This is a genomic window from Citrobacter sp. JUb117, from assembly GCF_024809055.1.
Taxonomy (GTDB): domain Bacteria; phylum Pseudomonadota; class Gammaproteobacteria; order Enterobacterales; family Enterobacteriaceae; genus Citrobacter; species Citrobacter gillenii.
In genome coordinates this window covers 506,764-524,669 of the sequence record NZ_JANUFB010000003.1, presented here as the reverse complement: position 1 = coordinate 524,669, position 17,906 = coordinate 506,764, and the positions used below count along the sequence as shown (strand labels likewise).

The 17,906-nt window shown below is 53.4% G+C and carries 15 protein-coding genes; 9 read left to right on the top strand and 6 right to left on the bottom strand.

Annotated elements, in window-relative coordinates; genetic code table 11:
• Nucleotides 1–64 precede the first annotated feature (64 nt).
• Both yhdP and tldD read left to right on the top strand, forming a co-directional pair.
• Nucleotides 65–3,865 carry an AsmA2 domain-containing protein YhdP gene (yhdP, locus tag M2374_RS09855; RefSeq protein ID WP_181688701.1) on the top strand — a complete coding sequence of 1,267 codons (3,801 nt, stop codon included), beginning with the start codon at nt 65–67 and terminating at the stop codon, nt 3,863–3,865.
• An 88-nt stretch (nt 3,866–3,953) separates the two neighbouring features.
• Nucleotides 3,954–5,399 (top strand): metalloprotease TldD, encoded by a 1,446-nt coding sequence (tldD, locus tag M2374_RS09850; RefSeq protein WP_096759323.1) that lies wholly within the window; start codon nt 3,954–3,956, stop codon nt 5,397–5,399.
• Nucleotides 5,400–5,492: 93 nt separating this feature from the next.
• On the opposite strand, the gene aaeR is transcribed toward tldD, so the two are convergent.
• Nucleotides 5,493–6,422 (bottom strand): HTH-type transcriptional activator AaeR, encoded by a 930-nt coding sequence (aaeR, locus tag M2374_RS09845; RefSeq protein WP_117342751.1) that lies wholly within the window; start codon nt 6,420–6,422, stop codon nt 5,493–5,495.
• A 184-nt stretch (nt 6,423–6,606) separates the two neighbouring features.
• Between aaeR and aaeX the strand changes: the two genes are divergently transcribed.
• The 4 genes from aaeX (at nt 6,607) to M2374_RS09825 (ending at nt 10,119) form a co-directional block, all read left to right on the top strand.
• A complete protein-coding gene (aaeX, locus tag M2374_RS09840; protein WP_003025177.1) occupies nt 6,607–6,810 on the top strand; it encodes a p-hydroxybenzoic acid efflux pump operon protein AaeX in 204 nt (67 codons plus the stop codon).
• Between the two features lie 7 nt (nt 6,811–6,817).
• Entirely contained in the window at nt 6,818–7,750 is a 933-nt protein-coding gene (aaeA, locus tag M2374_RS09835; RefSeq protein ID WP_096755473.1) for a p-hydroxybenzoic acid efflux pump subunit AaeA, read from the top strand.
• A 5-nt stretch (nt 7,751–7,755) separates the two neighbouring features.
• Complete coding sequence (gene aaeB, locus M2374_RS09830) at nt 7,756–9,723, top strand: p-hydroxybenzoic acid efflux pump subunit AaeB (protein ID WP_096755474.1); 1,968 nt, start codon at nt 7,756–7,758, stop codon at nt 9,721–9,723.
• Between the two features lie 117 nt (nt 9,724–9,840).
• On the top strand, nt 9,841–10,119 hold the full coding sequence (locus tag M2374_RS09825) for a hypothetical protein (protein ID WP_096755475.1): 279 nt from the start codon (nt 9,841–9,843) through the stop codon (nt 10,117–10,119).
• Nucleotides 10,120–10,177: 58 nt separating this feature from the next.
• Here M2374_RS09825 and yhcN-B read toward each other — a convergent pair whose 3' ends face one another.
• Nucleotides 10,178–10,444, bottom strand: coding sequence for a DUF1471 family stress response protein YhcN-B (gene yhcN-B / locus M2374_RS09820; RefSeq protein WP_096755476.1), 267 nt, complete (start codon nt 10,442–10,444; stop codon nt 10,178–10,180).
• Between the two features lie 376 nt (nt 10,445–10,820).
• Nucleotides 10,821–11,291, bottom strand: coding sequence for a transcriptional regulator ArgR (argR, locus tag M2374_RS09815; RefSeq protein WP_115257360.1), 471 nt, complete (start codon nt 11,289–11,291; stop codon nt 10,821–10,823).
• 436 nt (nt 11,292–11,727) lie between these two features.
• On the opposite strand from argR, the gene mdh reads away from it, so the two are divergent.
• Nucleotides 11,728–12,663 carry a malate dehydrogenase gene (mdh, locus tag M2374_RS09810; RefSeq protein ID WP_115257361.1) on the top strand — a complete coding sequence of 312 codons (936 nt, stop codon included), beginning with the start codon at nt 11,728–11,730 and terminating at the stop codon, nt 12,661–12,663.
• Between the two features lie 176 nt (nt 12,664–12,839).
• Here the strand turns inward: mdh and degS are convergent, their stop codons facing one another.
• From degS to zapG, 3 genes are all read right to left on the bottom strand, one after another.
• Nucleotides 12,840–13,907: an outer membrane-stress sensor serine endopeptidase DegS gene (gene degS, locus M2374_RS09805; protein ID WP_115257362.1), complete on the bottom strand. Its 1,068-nt coding sequence runs from the start codon at nt 13,905–13,907 to the stop codon at nt 12,840–12,842.
• A gap of 89 nt (nt 13,908–13,996) precedes the next feature.
• Entirely contained in the window at nt 13,997–15,364 is a 1,368-nt protein-coding gene (degQ, locus tag M2374_RS09800; protein ID WP_096755480.1) for a serine endoprotease DegQ, read from the bottom strand.
• A 168-nt stretch (nt 15,365–15,532) separates the two neighbouring features.
• Nucleotides 15,533–15,931, bottom strand: a complete 399-nt coding sequence (gene zapG, locus M2374_RS09795; RefSeq protein ID WP_045448139.1) for a Z-ring associated protein ZapG — start codon at nt 15,929–15,931, stop codon at nt 15,533–15,535.
• Between the two features lie 192 nt (nt 15,932–16,123).
• Here zapG and zapE point away from each other — a divergent pair, with 192 nt between their 5' ends.
• Entirely contained in the window at nt 16,124–17,251 is a 1,128-nt protein-coding gene (zapE, locus tag M2374_RS09790; RefSeq protein ID WP_137400207.1) for a cell division protein ZapE, read from the top strand.
• 218 nt (nt 17,252–17,469) lie between these two features.
• The gene (gene rplM / locus M2374_RS09785; protein WP_096755482.1) at nt 17,470–17,898 is read left to right on the top strand and encodes a 50S ribosomal protein L13; all 429 of its coding nucleotides are present in this window, start codon (nt 17,470–17,472) and stop codon (nt 17,896–17,898) included.
• Nucleotides 17,899–17,906: the final 8 nt, after the last annotated feature.

The window sequence follows — 17,906 nt, the reverse complement described above, 5'->3', positions numbered from 1 at the left end:
TTCACGCCGCCATCCGGCAAAACGATTTTGTGAGTCACATTTTTTGGCAGACAAGGAGAGATGCGTGAGGCGATTGCCGGGGATTTTACTGCTCACTGGAGCCGCGCTCGTCGTCATCGCAGCGCTACTGGTCAGTGGCCTGCGCCTTGCGTTGCCGCATCTCGATAGCTGGCGGCCTGCGATCCTCAGTAAAATTGAGTCGGCCACCGGTATGACCGTTTCTGCCAGCCAGCTCTCCGCCAACTGGCAGAATTTTGGCCCCACCCTTGAAGCCCGCGATATCCACACTCAGCTTAGCGACGGCGGCGAATTCTCGGTCAAACGCGTCACGCTGGCGCTGGATGTCTGGCAAAGCTTGCTGCACATGCGCTGGCAGTTTCGCGACCTCACCTTCTGGCAACTGCATTTACGCACTAATACGCCTATCCAGCGCAGCAACAATGACGATGGAGTCGAACCCGGCCGCGTTAGCGATCTGTTTTTACGCCAGTTCGATCACTTCGATCTCCGCGACAGCCAAATCAGTTTCTTGACCCTCTCTGGTCAGCGTGCAGAACTGGCGATCCCGCAGCTTACCTGGCTGAACGGAAAAAACAGACACCGCGCCGAAGGCCAGGTCAGCCTCTCCAGCCTGACCGGGCAGCACGGTATCATGCAGGTACGGATGGATCTGCGTGATGACGAAGGGCTGCTGAACAATGGCCGGGTCTGGCTACAGGCCGATGACATCGACGTCAAACCGTGGCTGGGGAAATGGATGCAGGATAACGTCGCGCTGCAAACGGCACGCTTTAGCCTGGAAGGGTGGATGACGCTCAGCAAAGGCGAAATTTCCAGTGGCGATGTCTGGCTGAAGAAAGGCGGGGCAAGCTGGAAAGGTGACAACAACACGCACACGCTGTCCGTTGATAACCTGACCGCGCATATTAGCCGCGAGCAGCCCGGCTGGGTGTTCGCGATCCCGGATACGCGCATTACGATGGATAACAAGCCCTGGCCGAGTGGCGCGCTCACCTTGGCCTGGATCCCCGAGCAGGAAGTGGGGGGCGAGAATAACAAACGCAGCGATGAGCTGCGCATTCGAGCCAGTAACCTCGAGCTGGCGGGCCTGGAAGGGTTGCGCCCCATGGCGGCAAAGCTCTCTCCGGCGTTAGGTGACATCTGGCGCGCCACGCAGCCGAGCGGCAAGATAGATACGCTGGCGCTGGATATCCCATTACAGGCGACAGAAAAAACGCGCTTCCAGTCCTCGTGGACCGATCTGGCCTGGAAGCAGTGGAAGCTGTTACCGGGCGCCGAGCATTTCTCCGGTACGCTTGCCGGTAGCGTAGAAAATGGTGCGCTCACCGTTTCGATGAAGCAGGCGAAAATGCCGTATGAAACCGTCTTCCGCGCGCCGCTGGAAATCGAAGACGGGGTGGCGACGCTAAGTTGGCTGAAGAATGACAAAGGTTTTCAGCTGGATGGGCGAAATATTGATGTTAAAGCGAAAGCCGTCCATGCGCGCGGCGGCTTTCGCTATCTGCAGCCGACAGGTGATGAGCCGTGGCTGGGCATTCTGGCGGGTATCAGCACCGACGATGGTTCTCAGGCCTGGCGTTATTTCCCGGAAAACCTGATGGGTAAAGACCTGGTCGACTACCTGAGCGGTGCGATTCAGGGCGGTGAGGCGGATAACGCCACGTTGGTGTACGGCGGTAACCCGCGCCTGTTCCCGTATCCACATAACGAAGGTCAGTTCCAGGTACTGGTGCCGCTGCGCAATGCTAAGTTTGCTTTCCAGCCTGACTGGCCAGCGCTTACCAATCTCAACATTGAGCTGAACTTCATGAATAACGGTCTGTGGATGAAGACCGACGGCGTCAATTTAGGTGGGGTGAGAGCCAGCAACCTGACAGCTGATATTCCCGACTACGCGAAAGAAAAGCTGCTAATTGATGCCGACATTAATGGTCCGGGCAAGGCAGTTGGACCGTATTTTGATGAGACGCCGTTGAAGGATTCACTGGGCGCCACGCTGGAGCAGCTCCAGATTGACGGCGATGTGAATGCTCGCTTACATCTGGATATCCCCTTTGATGGCTCGCTGGTGACGGCCAAAGGTGATGTTAACCTGCGTAATAACAGCCTGTTTATTAAGCCACTCGACAGTACATTAAAGAACCTGAACGGCAAATTTAGCTTTATCAACGGCTCACTTCAAAGCGAGCCGATGACGGCCAACTGGTTTAATCAGCCGCTGAACGTCGACTTTTCCACCACCGAGGGTGCTAAAGCCTATCAGGTTGCGGTAAATCTGAACGGTGACTGGCAGCCTACCCGCATGGGCATCCTGCCAACGCAGGTGAACGAGGCCTTAGGCGGCAGCGTAGCGTGGAATGGCAAAGTGGGTATCGATCTTCCTTACCATGCCGGGGCGACCTACAGCATTGAGCTTAAAGGTGACCTGAAGAATGTAAGCAGTCACTTACCTGCGCCGCTGAATAAAGCGGCCGGCGAGTCTCTGCCATTAAACGTGAAGGCCGACGGCAACCTGCGCAGCTTCGATTTGACGGGCAACGCGGGGCCTAAAAATCACTTTAACAGCCACTGGTTGTTGAATCAGAAACTGACCCTTGATCGTGCTATCTGGGCTTCTGAAAGCCGCACTGTGCCTGACCTGCCCGAGCAGCAAGGTATTGAGCTCAATTTGCCGCCAATGGATGGTGCGCAATGGTTGGCACTGTTTAACAAAGGCGCGGCGGACAGCGTGGGCACCAATGCGGACTTCCCGCAGCGTATAACGGTGCGCACGCCGTCGCTATCGTTGGGCGGTCAGCAGTGGAATAATCTCAGTATTGTATCTGAGCCTTCACTGAACGGCAGTAAAGTGCAGGCGCAGGGGCGTGAGATCAACGCGACGTTGGCGATGCGCAATAACGCACCATGGCTGGCAAACGTGAAGTATCTCTATTACAACCCGAGCGCCGCGAAACCCGCACCGAACGCCACTCCGGCCTCACCGTTTTCCGCGATCAATAACGTCAGCTTCCGTGGCTGGCCGGACGTTCAACTGCGCTGCGAAGAGTGCTGGATGTGGGGGCAGAAATACGGGCGCATTGATGCTGACGTCGCGATTAAGGGTGATACGTTGACCCTGGATAACGGACTGCTGGATACGGGCTTTGCCAGACTGACCCTCGACGGTGAATGGGTTAACGCGCCGGGTAATGTGCGTACGTCGCTTAAAGGAAAACTGAACGGTAATAAAATTGATTCAGCGGCCGGTTTCTTTGGTGTATCGACCCCGATCCGCAACTCCTCATTCAACGTCGAGTACGATTTGCACTGGCGTAACCCGCCCTGGGATCCGGATGAAGCGTCGCTGAATGGTATTTTGCGGACCCGTCTGGGCAAAGGTGAGATTACTGAACTCAGCACCGGGCATGCGGGGCAGTTGCTGCGCCTACTGAGCTTTGATGCGTTGCTGCGTAAACTGCGTTTCGATTTTAGCGATACGTTTAACGAAGGCTTTTATTTTGACTCCATTCGCAGTACTGCGTGGATCAAAGATGGCGTGATGCATACCGACGATACGCTGGTGGATGGTCTGGAAGCCGATATCGCCATGAAAGGCTCGGTCAATCTGGTGCGCCGTGAGCTGAATATGGAAGCCGTGGTCGCGCCGGAAATTTCTGCCACCGTGGGGGTTGCCGCCGCATTTGCCGTTAACCCGATTGTCGGCGCGGCGGTGTTTGCCGCCAGTAAAGTTCTGGGGCCGCTGTGGAGCAAAGTCTCGATTCTGCGCTATCGCATTACTGGTCCGGTCGATAAACCGCAGATTAACGAAGTTCTGCGCCAGCCGCGTAAAGAAAGCCAGCAATGATTTGACGGGGGCGAGTAATTGCCCCAATCTCAGTAAATATGATCTTCTTACCGCTGTTTTACGGCGGCAACTAATGAGTAGCAAAACGATGAGTCTGAACCTGGTAAGTGAACAATTGCTAGCGGCGAATGGCCTGAAACATCAGGACCTGTTTGCCATTCTGGGCCAACTGGCCGAACGCCGTCTTGATTACGGCGATCTCTATTTTCAGTCGAGCTATCACGAATCCTGGGTTTTAGAAGACCGCATCATTAAAGATGGTTCTTACAACATCGATCAGGGCGTTGGTGTGCGTGCCATCAGCGGCGAAAAAACCGGGTTTGCCTATGCGGACCAGATAAGTCTGCTGGCGCTGGAGCAAAGTGCTCTTGCTGCCCGTACTATTGTGCGCGACAACGGTGATGGCAAAGTGAAAACGCTGGGTGCAGTAGAGCATCAGGCGCTTTATACCTCACTTGATCCGTTGCAGAGCATGAGCCGTGAAGAGAAGCTGGATATTCTGCGTCGCGTTGATAAGGTCGCGCGTGCCGCCGACAAACGTGTGCAGGAAGTGACCGCTAGCTTGACCGGCGTTTATGAGCTGATTCTGGTTGCGGCGACTGACGGTACGTTGGCGGCTGATGTTCGTCCTCTGGTGCGCCTGTCCGTTAGCGTGCAGGTTGAAGATGACGGTAAGCGTGAACGTGGCGCTAGCGGCGGTGGTGGTCGTTTTGGCTATGACTATTTCCTCGCCTCCCTTGACGGCGAAGTCCGTGCCGATGCATGGGCGAAAGAAGCCGTGCGCATGGCGCTGGTGAATCTCTCCGCGGTAGCCGCGCCAGCAGGCGCACTGCCGGTCGTGCTGGGTGCAGGCTGGCCGGGCGTGCTGCTGCACGAAGCGGTCGGTCATGGCCTTGAAGGTGACTTCAATCGTCGTGGGACATCAGTCTTTAGCGGCCACATGGGTGAGCTGGTGGCATCTGAGCTGTGCACCATCGTGGATGATGGCACGATGGCGGATCGCCGTGGTTCAGTGGCTATTGATGATGAAGGTACGCCAGGCCAGTACAATGTCCTGATTGAAAACGGTATTCTGAAAGGCTATATGCAGGACAAGCTGAACGCGCGTCTGATGGGTGTAGCGCCGACCGGTAACGGACGTCGTGAATCTTACGCTCATTTGCCAATGCCGCGCATGACCAATACCTATATGCTGCCGGGTAAATCTACGCCGCAGGAAATTATTGAGTCCGTTGAATACGGTATTTATGCTCCGAACTTCGGCGGCGGTCAGGTGGACATCACGTCCGGGAAGTTTGTGTTCTCAACGTCTGAAGCGTATCTGATTGAAAACGGTAAAGTGACCAAGCCGGTGAAAGGTGCGACGCTGATCGGCTCCGGCATCGAAGCGATGCAGCAGGTTTCGATGGTGGGTAATGACCTGAAACTGGATAACGGCGTCGGCGTTTGCGGTAAAGAAGGGCAGAGTCTACCAGTGGGCGTGGGTCAGCCGACGTTGAAGGTAGATAGCCTTACCGTAGGCGGTACCGCGTAACTGTACATGCCGGATGGCAACGCTTCGCGTTTTATCCGGCCTACATATCTGCACCGACCGTAGGCCCGGTAAGCGAAGCGCCACCGGGCATTTTTATTTATCTTTACCCCTGCCGTACATCCCCTGAAACAACTGCGCCACATCGACAAAATAATCTGTAAGAGAGTTAATCACGACCTGCACCTTGAGCGGCAGCTTGTCTTTTTCGGTATACAGCGCGTAAACCGGACGCGGATCTGACTGGTAGCGGGGCAGCAGGATCTCCAATTCACCACGATTGATCTCATTGATCACCCACATCAGTGGGACATAGGCAATCCCCGCGCCTGCGGCCAGCCAACGCACCAGCGTCATGGGATCGTTGGTTACGAAGCGTCCCTGCGGGATCAGTCGGGTTGAAATCCCTTCCGGGGCAATAAGCTCAAATTCATTATCTGGACGCACGCTGTATTCCAGCCATGAATGGTTGCTGAGATCGGCGGGTTTTTCCGGGATGCCAAACTGGGCGAGATAGCTTTTAGCGGCACAGACCACCATTGGCATCGTCCCCAGACGACGTGAAAAAAGACTGGAGTCCTGGAGAGCGCCCACACGGATAACCACGTCCAGACCGTCAGCAATTAAGTCCGGGGCCGGGATGCCGGTGACCAGATTGACCGCCAGTCCGGGGTACTCTTTCAGCATTTTCGCGGTCAGTCCGGCGAGGACATTTTGTGCCATGGTTGAAGAACAGCCGATCCGCAGTGTACCGATCGGCGTGTTGTTAAACGCATAGAGCTGCTCATGAACGTCCTGCACTTCGTGCAGCATGCGACGGCAGCCCTGATAATAAATTTTTCCGGCCTCGGTCAACCCAATGCTGCGTGTACTGCGGTTTAGCAGCTTAACCTGCAGTTCATCTTCCAGTTTTGATACCGTCTGGCTTATTGATGAAACGCTCATTTGCAGTTGTCTGGCAGCGGCGGTGAAGGAGCCAAACTCGACGACTTTGGCGAACACCGACATACGTTTTAATCGTTCCATTGTTCACTCTGGCTTAAAAGTGATTTAGATCACATAATATAGATAACAGCATAACAGTTACGTTAATATATTATTATTCAAATAACAGCTATGTCGCTCTCGCCTGGCTCATCCTTGCCCTTCTCTGCGGTGACATACGCTCAATAAACGATCGCCTGCACTCTCTTAAGCTACCAAGGTCAACATGAGTCTGTTTCCCGTTATCGTGGTGTTTGGTCTTTCCTTCCCACCGATTTTTTTCGAGTTACTTTTGTCACTGGCGATTTTCTGGCTGGTGCGCCGGGTGCTGGTTCCAACTGGCATCTATGATTTTGTCTGGCATCCGGCCCTGTTTAACACCGCGCTGTATTGCTGTCTGTTCTATCTAATAACGCGCCTGTTCGTTTGAGGTTGAAGTGAAAACACTAACAAGAAAACTCTCCCGTACGGCCATGACTCTCGTACTGGTCATTCTGGCTTTTATCGCTATTTTCCGCGCATGGGTCTATTACACCGAGTCGCCGTGGACGCGTGATGCGCGTTTTAGTGCCGAGGTTGTTGCTATCGCCCCGGACGTCGCGGGCCTGATTACTCACGTTAACGTGCATGATAACCAGCTGGTGAAAAAGGATCAGGTCCTGTTCACCATCGACCAACCGCGCTATAAAAAAGCCCTCGAACAAGCCGAAGCGGACGTCGCCTATTATCAAGTCCTGGCGCAGGAAAAACGCCAGGAAGCGGGGCGTCGTAACCGTCTTGGCGTTCAGGCCATGTCCCGCGAAGAGATTGACCAGTCGAATAACGTGCTGCAAACCGTATTACATCAGCTGGCGAAGGCGCAGGCGACCCGTGATCTGGCAAAACTCGATCTTGAACGTACGGTTATCCGTGCGCCAGCCGACGGCTGGGTGACGAACCTTAACGTCTATTCCGGTGAGTTTATTACCCGTGGTTCGACGGCGGTGGCGCTGGTCAAACAGCACTCTTTCTACGTGCTGGCTTATATGGAAGAGACCAAGCTGGAAGGTGTGCGTCCGGGTTACCGTGCTGAAATTACGCCGCTTGGCAGCAACAAGGTTTTGAAAGGTACCGTTGATAGCGTGGCGGCGGGCGTGACGAATGCCAGCAGTACGCAGGATGCGAAAGGCATGGCGACCATTGACTCCAACCTTGAATGGGTGCGACTTGCTCAGCGTGTGCCAGTACGCGTCCGTCTTGATGACCAGCAGGGAACGCTGTGGCCAGCCGGGACCACGGCGACTGTGGTTATTACCGGGAAGCAGGATCGCGATGCCAGCCAGGAGTCCTTCTTCCGTAAAATGGCGCACCGTCTGCGCGAGTTTGGTTAATTGCGATGGGCATTTTCTCCATTGCCAATCAGCATATCCGCTTTGCGTTAAAACTGGCATGCGCCATTGTGCTGGCGCTGTTCGTTGGCTTTCATTTTCAGCTTGAGACCCCGCGCTGGGCGGTGTTGACCGCAGCGATTGTGGCAGCAGGCCCCGCTTTTGCGGCGGGCGGAGAACCTTATTCGGGTGCGATCCGCTATCGTGGGATGCTGCGTATTATCGGGACGTTTATCGGCTGTATTGCGGCACTGGTAATTATCATCAGCATGATCCGTGCGCCGCTGCTGATGATCCTCGTGTGCTGTGTCTGGGCCGGTTTTTGTACCTGGATCTCTTCGCTGGTGAAGATCGAGAACTCCTATGCCTGGGGGCTTTCGGGTTATACGGCGCTGATTATCGTCATTACTATCCAGGCTGAGCCTCTGCTGACACCGCAATTTGCCCTCGAGCGCTGCAGCGAGATTGTGATCGGTATTGTCTGCGCAATTGTTGCTGATCTGCTCTTTTCTCCCCGCTCGGTGAAACAAGAAATTGACGTTGAACTGGACAGCCTTCTGGTGGCGCAGTATCGGCTTATGCAACTGTGTATTAAGCATGGTGACAGTGAAGAAGTGGACAAAGCCTGGGGCGATTTAGTTCGTCGGACTGCGGCGCTGGAAGGCATGCGCAGTAACCTGAATATGGAGTCCTCACGCTGGGGGCGCGCCAACCGCAGGCTCAAAGCGCTGAATACGCTGTCACTGACGTTGATTACCCAATCCTGTGAAACCTATCTTATCCAGAACACGCGTCCGGAACTGATTACGGATACCTTCCGTGAGCTGTTCGATACGCCGGTGGAAACCGTGCAGGATGTGCATAAACAACTGAAGCGCATGCGCCGGGTGATGGTCTGGACCGGCGAGCGCGAAACGCCGGTGACCCTTTATAGTTGGGCCAGTGCGGCAACCCGTTACCTGCTGCTGAAACGTGGGGTGGTTAGCAACACGAAAATCAGCGCTACGGAAGAAGAGATCCTGCAGGGTGAGCCGGTGGTGAAAGTGGAATCCGCCGAACGCCACCATGCGATGGTCAACTTCTGGCGCACCACGCTGTCCTGCGTGCTGGGCACCTTGTTCTGGCTGTGGACTGGCTGGACGTCAGGTAGCGGCGCAATGGTGATGATTGCGGTGGTGACCTCACTGGCGATGCGTTTACCCAACCCGCGGATGGTGGCAATCGACTTTATTTACGGCACGCTGGCGGCGTTACCGCTGGGTGCGCTCTACTTTCTGGTGATTATCCCCAATACGCAGCAAAGTATGTTGTTACTGTGCCTGAGCCTGGCAGTGCTGGGGTTCTTTCTGGGCATCGAGGTTCAGAAGCGACGTCTGGGCTCAATGGGCGCGCTGGCCAGTACCATTAACATCATCGTGCTGGATAACCCGATGACCTTCCACTTTAGTCAGTTCCTCGACAGTGCGCTTGGGCAGATTGTCGGATGCGTGTTGGCGTTTCTGGTGATCTTACTGGTGCGTGATAACTCGCGTGACAGAACCGGTCGCGTGCTGCTTAATCAGTTCGTGTCGGCGGCGGTTTCAGCGATGACCACCAATGTGGTTCGCCGCAAAGAAAACCATCTCCCGGCGCTTTACCAGCAGCTCTTTTTGCTGATGAACAAATTCCCCGGTGACCTGGCGAAGTTTCGTCTGGCGCTGACGATGATCATCGCACACCAGCGTCTGCGCGATGCACCAGTACCGGTAAACGAGGATTTATCCGCCTTTCACCGTCAGCTGCGACGTACTGCCGATCACATCATATCCGCAGGGAACGACGACAAACGCCGACGCTACTTTAGCCAATTGCTGGAGGAGCTGGATGTCTATCAGGAGAAGTTAACCCTCTGGCAAGCGCCGCCTCAGGTGACGGAGCCGGTGAAGCGACTCACCGGTATGCTCCACAAATACCAGCATGCACTGACCAGCAGTTAAGACTGATAAACCGACGCCAGAAGCGTCGGTTTTTTTATGGCTATACTTACCTGATGTGTGGGAATCCCTGCATAGAGAGAGCCTGTAGAGCGACTGGCGTTGGGATGGTAGCTATAGATGAACATCTATACATTTGATTTTGACGAGATTGAAGAACAGGGTGATTTCTACCGCGAGTTTACGCGGGCATTCGGCCTTGCTCGGGAAAAGGTAAGCGATCTCGATTCGCTGTGGGAGGTGGTGATGGGCGACGTTCTACCTCTGCCGCTGGAGATTGAGTTTGTCCATTTACCGGACAAACAACGCCGACGCTACGGAGCGCTGATTTTGCTGTTTGATGAAGCAGAAGAAGAGCTGGAAGGGCAATTACGCTTTAACGTCCGTCATTCAATGTAAGGCATAAAAAAGCCCCCGACAGGCGGGGGCAAGTCGTCTCGGACCAGACGACGAGGGTTTATTTGTACAGTTCAGCGGTTGCGTGCCAATGCGCGCCTTCACGCAGTTCGGTCACGCGGTAGCTGCTGGCGCCTGCTTTTTCAGCTTTGGCGACGATTTCCTGACGCATATCCATCGGTGAGCTGCCAATCTGAGAAACAGAGATGGTACCCATGGATTGCAAATTCTGTGCTTCTTGTGTGTTCACCTGATTAACCGCCGCACTGGCGCCAAAAGAGAGAACGGAAAGAAGGCTTAAGGTTGCAACAGTCGTTTTGATTTTCATGATATTTACCTCGTCGAATTCTTTTATTGGGGTCTTCGTTTCGTGACCCTCATCACAAAATCAAGTATACACTAATCACTCGATAAATTAATACCACGCTAATGGTTTCTACTGTAATTAAGTGTTAAGAAATGTGGTTTTAATAACTTATTGGAATTAAAAACGCATAATTGAACTCATTATTTTAAAAAAATACAGTAAATTCATGGTGATAGTTAATTTCGCAATTTGTGCGTTTATAATTCGATGTATTCACTGTGTGAATGTTTTTGGATAGTGAAACGCACTATTTGTTAAATGGCAGGCAGAGGAAAAGAGTGGTCAGGAGTCGGAAAGAAAGGTTTTTTCCCCGCCACGCGATGCGACGGGGAGGGGATCACAGCTCTTGTTCGAACAGTTCCAGAATAGCTTCGTACAGATCTTTTACCGAGAACCCCATCGCCGGAGTGGTGAAGATAGTATCGTCGCCCGCAATAGTGCCGAGGATACCTTCTGCTTTACCCAGTGAATCCAGCATACGTGCGATCAACTGTGCGGCGCCTGGGCTGGTATGAATGACCACCACGGCATCGTTGTAATCAATGTCCAGCACCAGATTTTTCAGTGGGCTGGAGGTTGTCGGTACCCCCAACTCTGCCGGAAGGCAGTACACCATTTCCATTTTGGCATTGCGGGTACGCACGGCGCCAAACTTGGTCAGCATGCGTGAAACCTTGGACTGGTTGATATTATCAAAGCCCTGATCCTGCAATGCGAGGACGATTTCGCCCTGAGAGCTGAATTTCTCTTCCTTGAGAAGCGCTTTAAACGCCTTTACTAATTCTTCTTGTTTTGCCGAGCTTCGCATAAGTCACCCGTAATATGGCGGTAGAAACAACATTATTGTGCATACAGATGAATTTTTATGCAAACGGTCTGCCTCATTCAAGGCTGAAATAATGTTATGAAAGAGCGGAATTTTATCAAATTTCGTTATCAAGAAACATGCCTATGTCACGGCATGCAAATAAGCTTAAAAGTAAATCAATTGTTATCAAATTGATGTTGTTTTGGGAGGGCAGTTAGGTATATTGTCAGCACCTGTTGGAAAGTTGCTCTACTGTGCGAGTCGTATTGAATTACGTAACTTAGCTTTTAATTTACGTAAGTTAAATGCATAAAAGCCAAATTTGCGTAACTACGCATTCTTGACGCGTGGTTGTTGTGTTCATCGGATTTGTGAATTATGGTCGCCGCCGCGGAGCAACAGACACTTTGCTTATCAATATAATAAGGAGTTTAGGATGAAAGTTGCAGTCCTCGGCGCTGCTGGTGGAATCGGTCAGGCGCTAGCATTACTGTTAAAAACCCAACTGCCTTCAGGTTCAGAACTCTCCCTGTACGACATCGCTCCAGTAACGCCTGGTGTGGCCGTTGATTTGAGCCATATCCCTACTGCTGTGAAAATCAAAGGTTTCAGCGGCGAAGATGCGACCCCGGCACTGGAAGGTGCTGACGTGGTACTGATCTCAGCAGGCGTCGCGCGTAAACCGGGTATGGACCGTTCCGACCTGTTTAACGTCAACGCAGGTATCGTGAAAAATCTGGTTCAGCAGGTTGCGACCACCTGCCCGAAAGCATGCATCGGTATCATCACTAACCCGGTGAACACCACCGTTGCAATCGCTGCAGAAGTGCTGAAAAAAGCAGGCGTTTACGACAAGAACAAACTGTTTGGCGTGACCACGCTGGACATCATCCGCTCCAACACCTTTGTGGCGGAACTGAAAGGCAAGCAGCCGACCGACGTTGAAGTTCCGGTTATCGGCGGACACTCTGGCGTGACTATTCTGCCACTGCTGTCACAGATCCCTGGCGTAAGCTTCACCGAGCAAGAAGCTGCTGAGCTGACCAAACGTATCCAGAATGCGGGTACTGAAGTCGTCGAGGCTAAAGCCGGTGGCGGTTCCGCAACCCTGTCTATGGGCCAGGCCGCAGCACGTTTCGGTCTGTCGCTGGTTCGCGCACTGAACGGCGAAAAAGGCGTGGTGGAATGTGCATACGTTGAAGGTGACGGCCAGTACGCTCGCTTCTTCTCTCAGCCGCTGCTGCTGGGCAAAAACGGCGTAGAAGAGCGTCAGTCTATCGGCAAGCTGAGCGCGTTTGAACAGAGCTCGCTGGAAGGCATGCTGGACACGCTGAAGAAAGATATCACCCTGGGCGAAGAGTTCGTTAAGTAACGCGACAAGGGGCCGGATGCAAATACCTTATCCGGCCTACGGTCAGCGTGTATTTGTAGGCCTGATAAGCGTAGCGCCATCAGGCATTACGTGCTAAGTCCCTACGATATCGCCTAATAAAAACCGGAGCTAATTCAAATTGCTCCGGTTTTTTATGGTAAGTGGGAGGCGTGATGTTAATTGGTGGCCGGGTATTCCTGAATGGTGACCTGCAACGTTAACTGTTTATCATCACGCATCACGACGACGGAGATCACTGAGCCTGGGCGAATTTCCGCTACCTGATCCATGGTCTCCAGCGCAGAGACGGCCGGTTTATTATTGACCGAGATAATCAGATCGTTAACCTGAATGCCTGCTTGTGCCGCCGGGCCATCCGGGGAGACTTCGTTAACCACAATCCCCTGAATTTGATCCATTCCGCCGCCCTGCGCGTGCAGTGGCGCAATCTCGCGGCCGCTAATCCCGATATACCCGCGAATGACGCGACCATCACGAATCAGCTTATCCATAATTTTGGTTGCTAACTGGAACGGAATAGCAAAGCCGATCCCTTCCGGCGTTTCGCCATCGTTGCTCTTATCAAACGACAGGGTGTTAATGCCCATCAGCTCACCCAGCGAGTTGACCAGCGCACCGCCGGAGTTGCCGTGGTTGATAGAGGCGTCCGTTTGCAGAAAGTTTTGCCGTCCCGTGGGGTTCAGGCCAATACGACCGGTGGCGCTGATGATCCCCTGAGTAATGGTTTGCCCGAGGTTGTACGGGTTCCCGATAGCAAGAACGACGTCGCCAATGTGCGGTATCCGTTTGTTATTGATAGGGATTGTGGGCAGCCCACCAGAGGCGTTGATTTTCAGCACCGCCAGGTCAGTCAGGGTATCGGAGCCGACCAGCAGCGCTTCAAACACGCGTCCATCCTGCAGAGCGACGATGATTTGGTCGGCATCATTAATCACGTGTTTGTTGGTGATGATATAGCCGCGCTGATCCATGATAACGCCGGAGCCGAGTGTGCGGATCTCGAGCTGGTTGTGCGTCGTGCTGTTCATACTGCGGTTATACACGTTAACAACGGCGGGGGCGGCACGGCGAACCGCCGGGTTATAGCTGGCAGGCGTTTCATCAGCACTGTCAAACTGGGGTGCTGTAAGCGTATTAATTTTGCGCAGAGAGGGCATCGCGGCCAGCAGAATGGCGCCGACGATTAAACCAATCGCGACCGAACGTAAAAGCTTCACAAACATGATAGCGGCGTCATTAAAAAGGGGAACGGCAGCAGCATATCACGAGTTTACCGGACATCACACGGTGGGCTGATGTCCGGTCTACCAGCTTAACGCAGGAGCAGATAGATATTCTCGTTACCGCGTACCACCTGCAACGCGATGATCGACGGTTTCGCTTCCAGCACCTTGCGCATTTCGGCAATGGAGTTCACGCGATCGCGGTTTACACCGATGATAACGTCATCTTTGTGCAGACCGGCTTGCGCGGCTGGGCTGCTTTTTTCGACGTTATCAATCTTGATGCCTTTAGTGCCGTCTTTTAACTGACCGTCGCTAAGCGTTGCACCTTGTAATGCCGGGGCGATCATTTCCGCACTGGCGGACGACGACGTGCTGGTATCCAGTGTGACTTCCACCTCCAGTGGCTTACCGTTACGTAGCAGACCCAGTTTAACCTTGGTGCCCGGTTCAGTGGTGGCAATACGCGAACGTAACTCGGCAAAACTGTTCAGCGGCTTGCCGTTGAGGCTGGTAATGACGTCACCGGATTTCACGCCCGCCTTCGCGGAGCCAGAGTTCGGCAGCACTTCGCTAACAAACGCGCCGCGCTGTACATCCAGCTTGAACGCTTTGGCGATGTCGGCGGTCATTTCCGTCCCTTTAATACCCAACAGGCCGCGTTTGATTTCGCCAAACTGCATTAACTGCTGCGCCAGCGTGCGCGCCATGTTGCTGGGAATGGCAAAGCCAATGCCGATACTGCCGCCGCCCGGTGCCAGAATGGCGGTGTTAATACCGATCAATTCACCATTCAGATTAAGCAGCGCGCCACCGGAGTTACCCCGGTTAATGGACGCATCGGTCTGAATAAAGTTTTCCAGACCTTCCAGATTCAGGCCGCTGCGACCCAATGCCGAGACGATGCCGGAGGTTGCCGTTTGCCCCAGCCCGAACGGGTTACCGACGGCGACGGCAAAATCACCCACGCGGAGTTTGTCGGAGTCGGCGATGGCAATTTGTGTCAGGTTGCTAGGGTGCTGGATTTGCAGCAGGGCGATATCGCTCTGATCGTCGCTACCAATCAGCTTGGCGTCAAACTCGCGACCGTCGTTGAGCTGGATACTGATCTTCTGTGCCTGATTAATAACGTGGTTATTGGTTAGCACGTAGCCTTTGGCGGCGTCGATGATGACTCCTGAACCCAGGCCTTCGAACGGTTGTGACGGCTGATCGGGTAGGTCATCGCCAAAAAATTTTTTGAATTCTTCCGGGACTTTCTGCCCCTGCGCGGCGGTACCTTCGACCCTCACGCTCACGACCGCAGGTAACACTTTCTCCAGCATTGGTGCGAGGCTGGGGAGTGCGGCTTGACCGGGAACCTGGCCGGGTATCGACGCAATGGCCTGAAACGGCGCCGAGAGAGTTAACCCGACACTTAACGCTAATGCACTCAACAGCTGGGTTTGTTTTTTCATTGATCCTGCTCTCGTACCTTGAGTAAACGGAAGATGATTCAAAACAGTTTGATGTTATTGAATTTTCGGTTTGGTCACAATGCGGCTAACGACTAAATAATAGCTGGGACGGGAAGAGAAGCGGAGGGCGCAATTGCTGCGCCCAATAAATTTCTTAACGATGTGCAGTTAGTCGCGCTTTGCGCCACTACGCAGCAGGCCGGAGGCCCCTTCGGAATAGTCGCGTGGCATCTGAACCGGTGCCTGATCGTTGCCTGCTTCAGACTCTGCCAGACGGTTACGGAACGGGTTGGATTCTGGCGACATACCCGGCAGCAGGTTGCTGGAACTTTTTGCCATATGTTGGTAGATCTGACGATAGTCGTCGGCCATGTTATCCAGTAGCTCAGCGCTGCGGGCAAAGTGGCTTACCAGCTCTTCACGATACTCTTCCAGCTCAGCTTTGTTTTTTTCCAGTTCGTACTGCAATGCCTGCTGTTGGCGTAATTTACGATTACCAAAACGCATGGCTACGGCACCAATAATGATACCGACGACTAACCCAATTAGCGCATATTCCCAGGTCATGAACATCTCCCGTTGTCTTGTGTTTCCGTAGGGTGTTGGCTTTAGGCTCCATGCCTGCGCCTGATTATGCCACTATAACCGCTAATCCCGTAGAAGTGGAATCCCGACTTTATATCGCGTAGTGTAGAACGGCCTTTTTTTCGTCAACCGTGAGCGACGGCACATCGATTCTCAAGGAATAACAATAACATCATGCAAAGCTTTTCCCCGACATCGCGTTACCTGCAGGCCCTCAACGACGGCAGTCATCAACCCGACAACGTACAGCAAGAGGCAGTGAATCGACTGGATATTATTTTCCAGGAACTGACTGCCCCAGCCCGTCCTGCGTTGCAGGAAAGTGGGCTGATTGCTCGCTTTAGCAAATTTTTGGGTAAACGTGAACCGACGGAGAGCACGCCGGTGCGTGGTCTGTATATGTGGGGGGGCGTGGGGCGCGGGAAAACCTGGCTGATGGACCTTTTCTACCATAGCCTGCCGGGCACGCGTAAACAGCGTTTGCACTTTCACCGCTTTATGCTGCGCGTACATGAAGAGTTGACCGCCCTGCAAGGGCAAAGCGACCCGCTGGAAGTGATTGCCGACCGCTTTAAGGCAGAAACCGACGTGCTGTGCTTTGATGAGTTTTTTGTCTCAGATATCACCGATGCGATGCTGCTCGGTGGATTAATGAAAGCGCTGTTCGCCCGCGGCATCACGCTCGTGGCGACATCCAATATTCCGCCTGATGACCTGTACCGCAATGGTCTGCAACGTGCCCGCTTTCTTCCGGCGATTGAGGCTATTAAACAGTACTGCGACATCATGAATGTGGATGCCGGAGTTGATTACCGTCTGCGTACGTTAACCCAGGCGCATTTATGGTTATCGCCGCTGAATGATGAAACCCAACGGCAGATGGATAAGCTGTGGCTGGCGTTAGCGGGAAGCAAAAGTGAACATGCGCCGACGCTTGAGATAAATCATCGCCCGATGCAGACACTGGCCGTCGAAAACCAAACGCTGGCCGTCTCGTTTACTACCCTGTGCGTCGATGCCCGCAGCCAGCACGACTATATTGCGCTATCGCGCCTGTTTCACACCGTGTTGCTCTCTGACGTCCCAGTGATGACGTCGTTGATGGAGAGCGAAGCACGGCGCTTTATCGCGCTGGTAGATGAGTTCTACGAACGCCACGTCAAGCTGGTGGTGAGTGCGGCAGTTCCTTTATATGAGATCTACCGGGGAGAGCGCCTAAAGTTTGAATTCCAGCGCTGTTTGTCGCGTTTGCAGGAGATGCAAAGCGAAGAGTATCTGAAGCGCGAACATTTAGCCGGTTAAACCCATCGCAAATCACATAAAGGGGTCGATCTTTGACCCTGACTTCTCTATAATCTTGCGACCCCACGTTACGAGAGAGTTTTTTTCCCAAAACTTTCTATGTGCCGGCATAGGCTATTCGAAGGGGTAGGTTTGCTGGACAATGTCGTGTGAACCTCAACTGACAAAACGTTTGGGTGTTCACCAACGTGTAACTAATTTATTTGGGTAAGCTTTTAATGAAAACTTTTACAGCTAAACCAGAAACCGTAAAACGCGACTGGTATGTTGTTGACGCGACCGGTAAAACTCTGGGCCGTCTGGCTTCCGAACTGGCTCTGCGCCTGCGCGGTAAGCACAAAGCGGAATACACTCCGCACGTAGATACCGGTGATTACATCATCGTTCTGAACGCTGACAAAGTTGCGGTAACTGGCAACAAGCGTACTGACAAAATGTACTACCGTCACAGTGGCTACGTCGGTGGTCTTAAAGAAGCGACCTTTGAAGAGATGATTGCTCGCCATCCTGAGCGTGTGATTGAAATCGCGGTTAAAGGCATGCTGCCAAAAGGCCCGCTGGGTCGTGCAATGTACCGTAAACTGAAAGTTTACGCGGGCAATGAGCACAACCACGCGGCACAGCAACCGCAAGTTCTTGACATCTAATCGGGATT

What these genes read in the sequence shown, in the direction of transcription:
- mdh (WP_115257361.1), top strand. Translation starts at nt 11,728, where the DNA reads ATGAAAGTTGCAGTCCTCGGCGCTGCTGGTGGAATCGGTCAGGCGCTA.
- M2374_RS09825 (WP_096755475.1), top strand. Translation starts at nt 9,841, where the DNA reads ATGAACATCTATACATTTGATTTTGACGAGATTGAAGAACAGGGTGAT.
- aaeX (WP_003025177.1), top strand. Translation starts at nt 6,607, where the DNA reads ATGAGTCTGTTTCCCGTTATCGTGGTGTTTGGTCTTTCCTTCCCACCG.
- tldD (WP_096759323.1), top strand. Translation starts at nt 3,954, where the DNA reads ATGAGTCTGAACCTGGTAAGTGAACAATTGCTAGCGGCGAATGGCCTG.
- aaeR (WP_117342751.1), bottom strand. Translation starts at nt 6,422, where the DNA reads ATGGAACGATTAAAACGTATGTCGGTGTTCGCCAAAGTCGTCGAGTTT.
- zapG (WP_045448139.1), bottom strand. Translation starts at nt 15,931, where the DNA reads ATGACCTGGGAATATGCGCTAATTGGGTTAGTCGTCGGTATCATTATT.
- rplM (WP_096755482.1), top strand. Translation starts at nt 17,470, where the DNA reads ATGAAAACTTTTACAGCTAAACCAGAAACCGTAAAACGCGACTGGTAT.
- degQ (WP_096755480.1), bottom strand. Translation starts at nt 15,364, where the DNA reads ATGAAAAAACAAACCCAGCTGTTGAGTGCATTAGCGTTAAGTGTCGGG.
- aaeB (WP_096755474.1), top strand. Translation starts at nt 7,756, where the DNA reads ATGGGCATTTTCTCCATTGCCAATCAGCATATCCGCTTTGCGTTAAAA.
- zapE (WP_137400207.1), top strand. Translation starts at nt 16,124, where the DNA reads ATGCAAAGCTTTTCCCCGACATCGCGTTACCTGCAGGCCCTCAACGAC.
- argR (WP_115257360.1), bottom strand. Translation starts at nt 11,291, where the DNA reads ATGCGAAGCTCGGCAAAACAAGAAGAATTAGTAAAGGCGTTTAAAGCG.
- degS (WP_115257362.1), bottom strand. Translation starts at nt 13,907, where the DNA reads ATGTTTGTGAAGCTTTTACGTTCGGTCGCGATTGGTTTAATCGTCGGC.
- yhcN-B (WP_096755476.1), bottom strand. Translation starts at nt 10,444, where the DNA reads ATGAAAATCAAAACGACTGTTGCAACCTTAAGCCTTCTTTCCGTTCTC.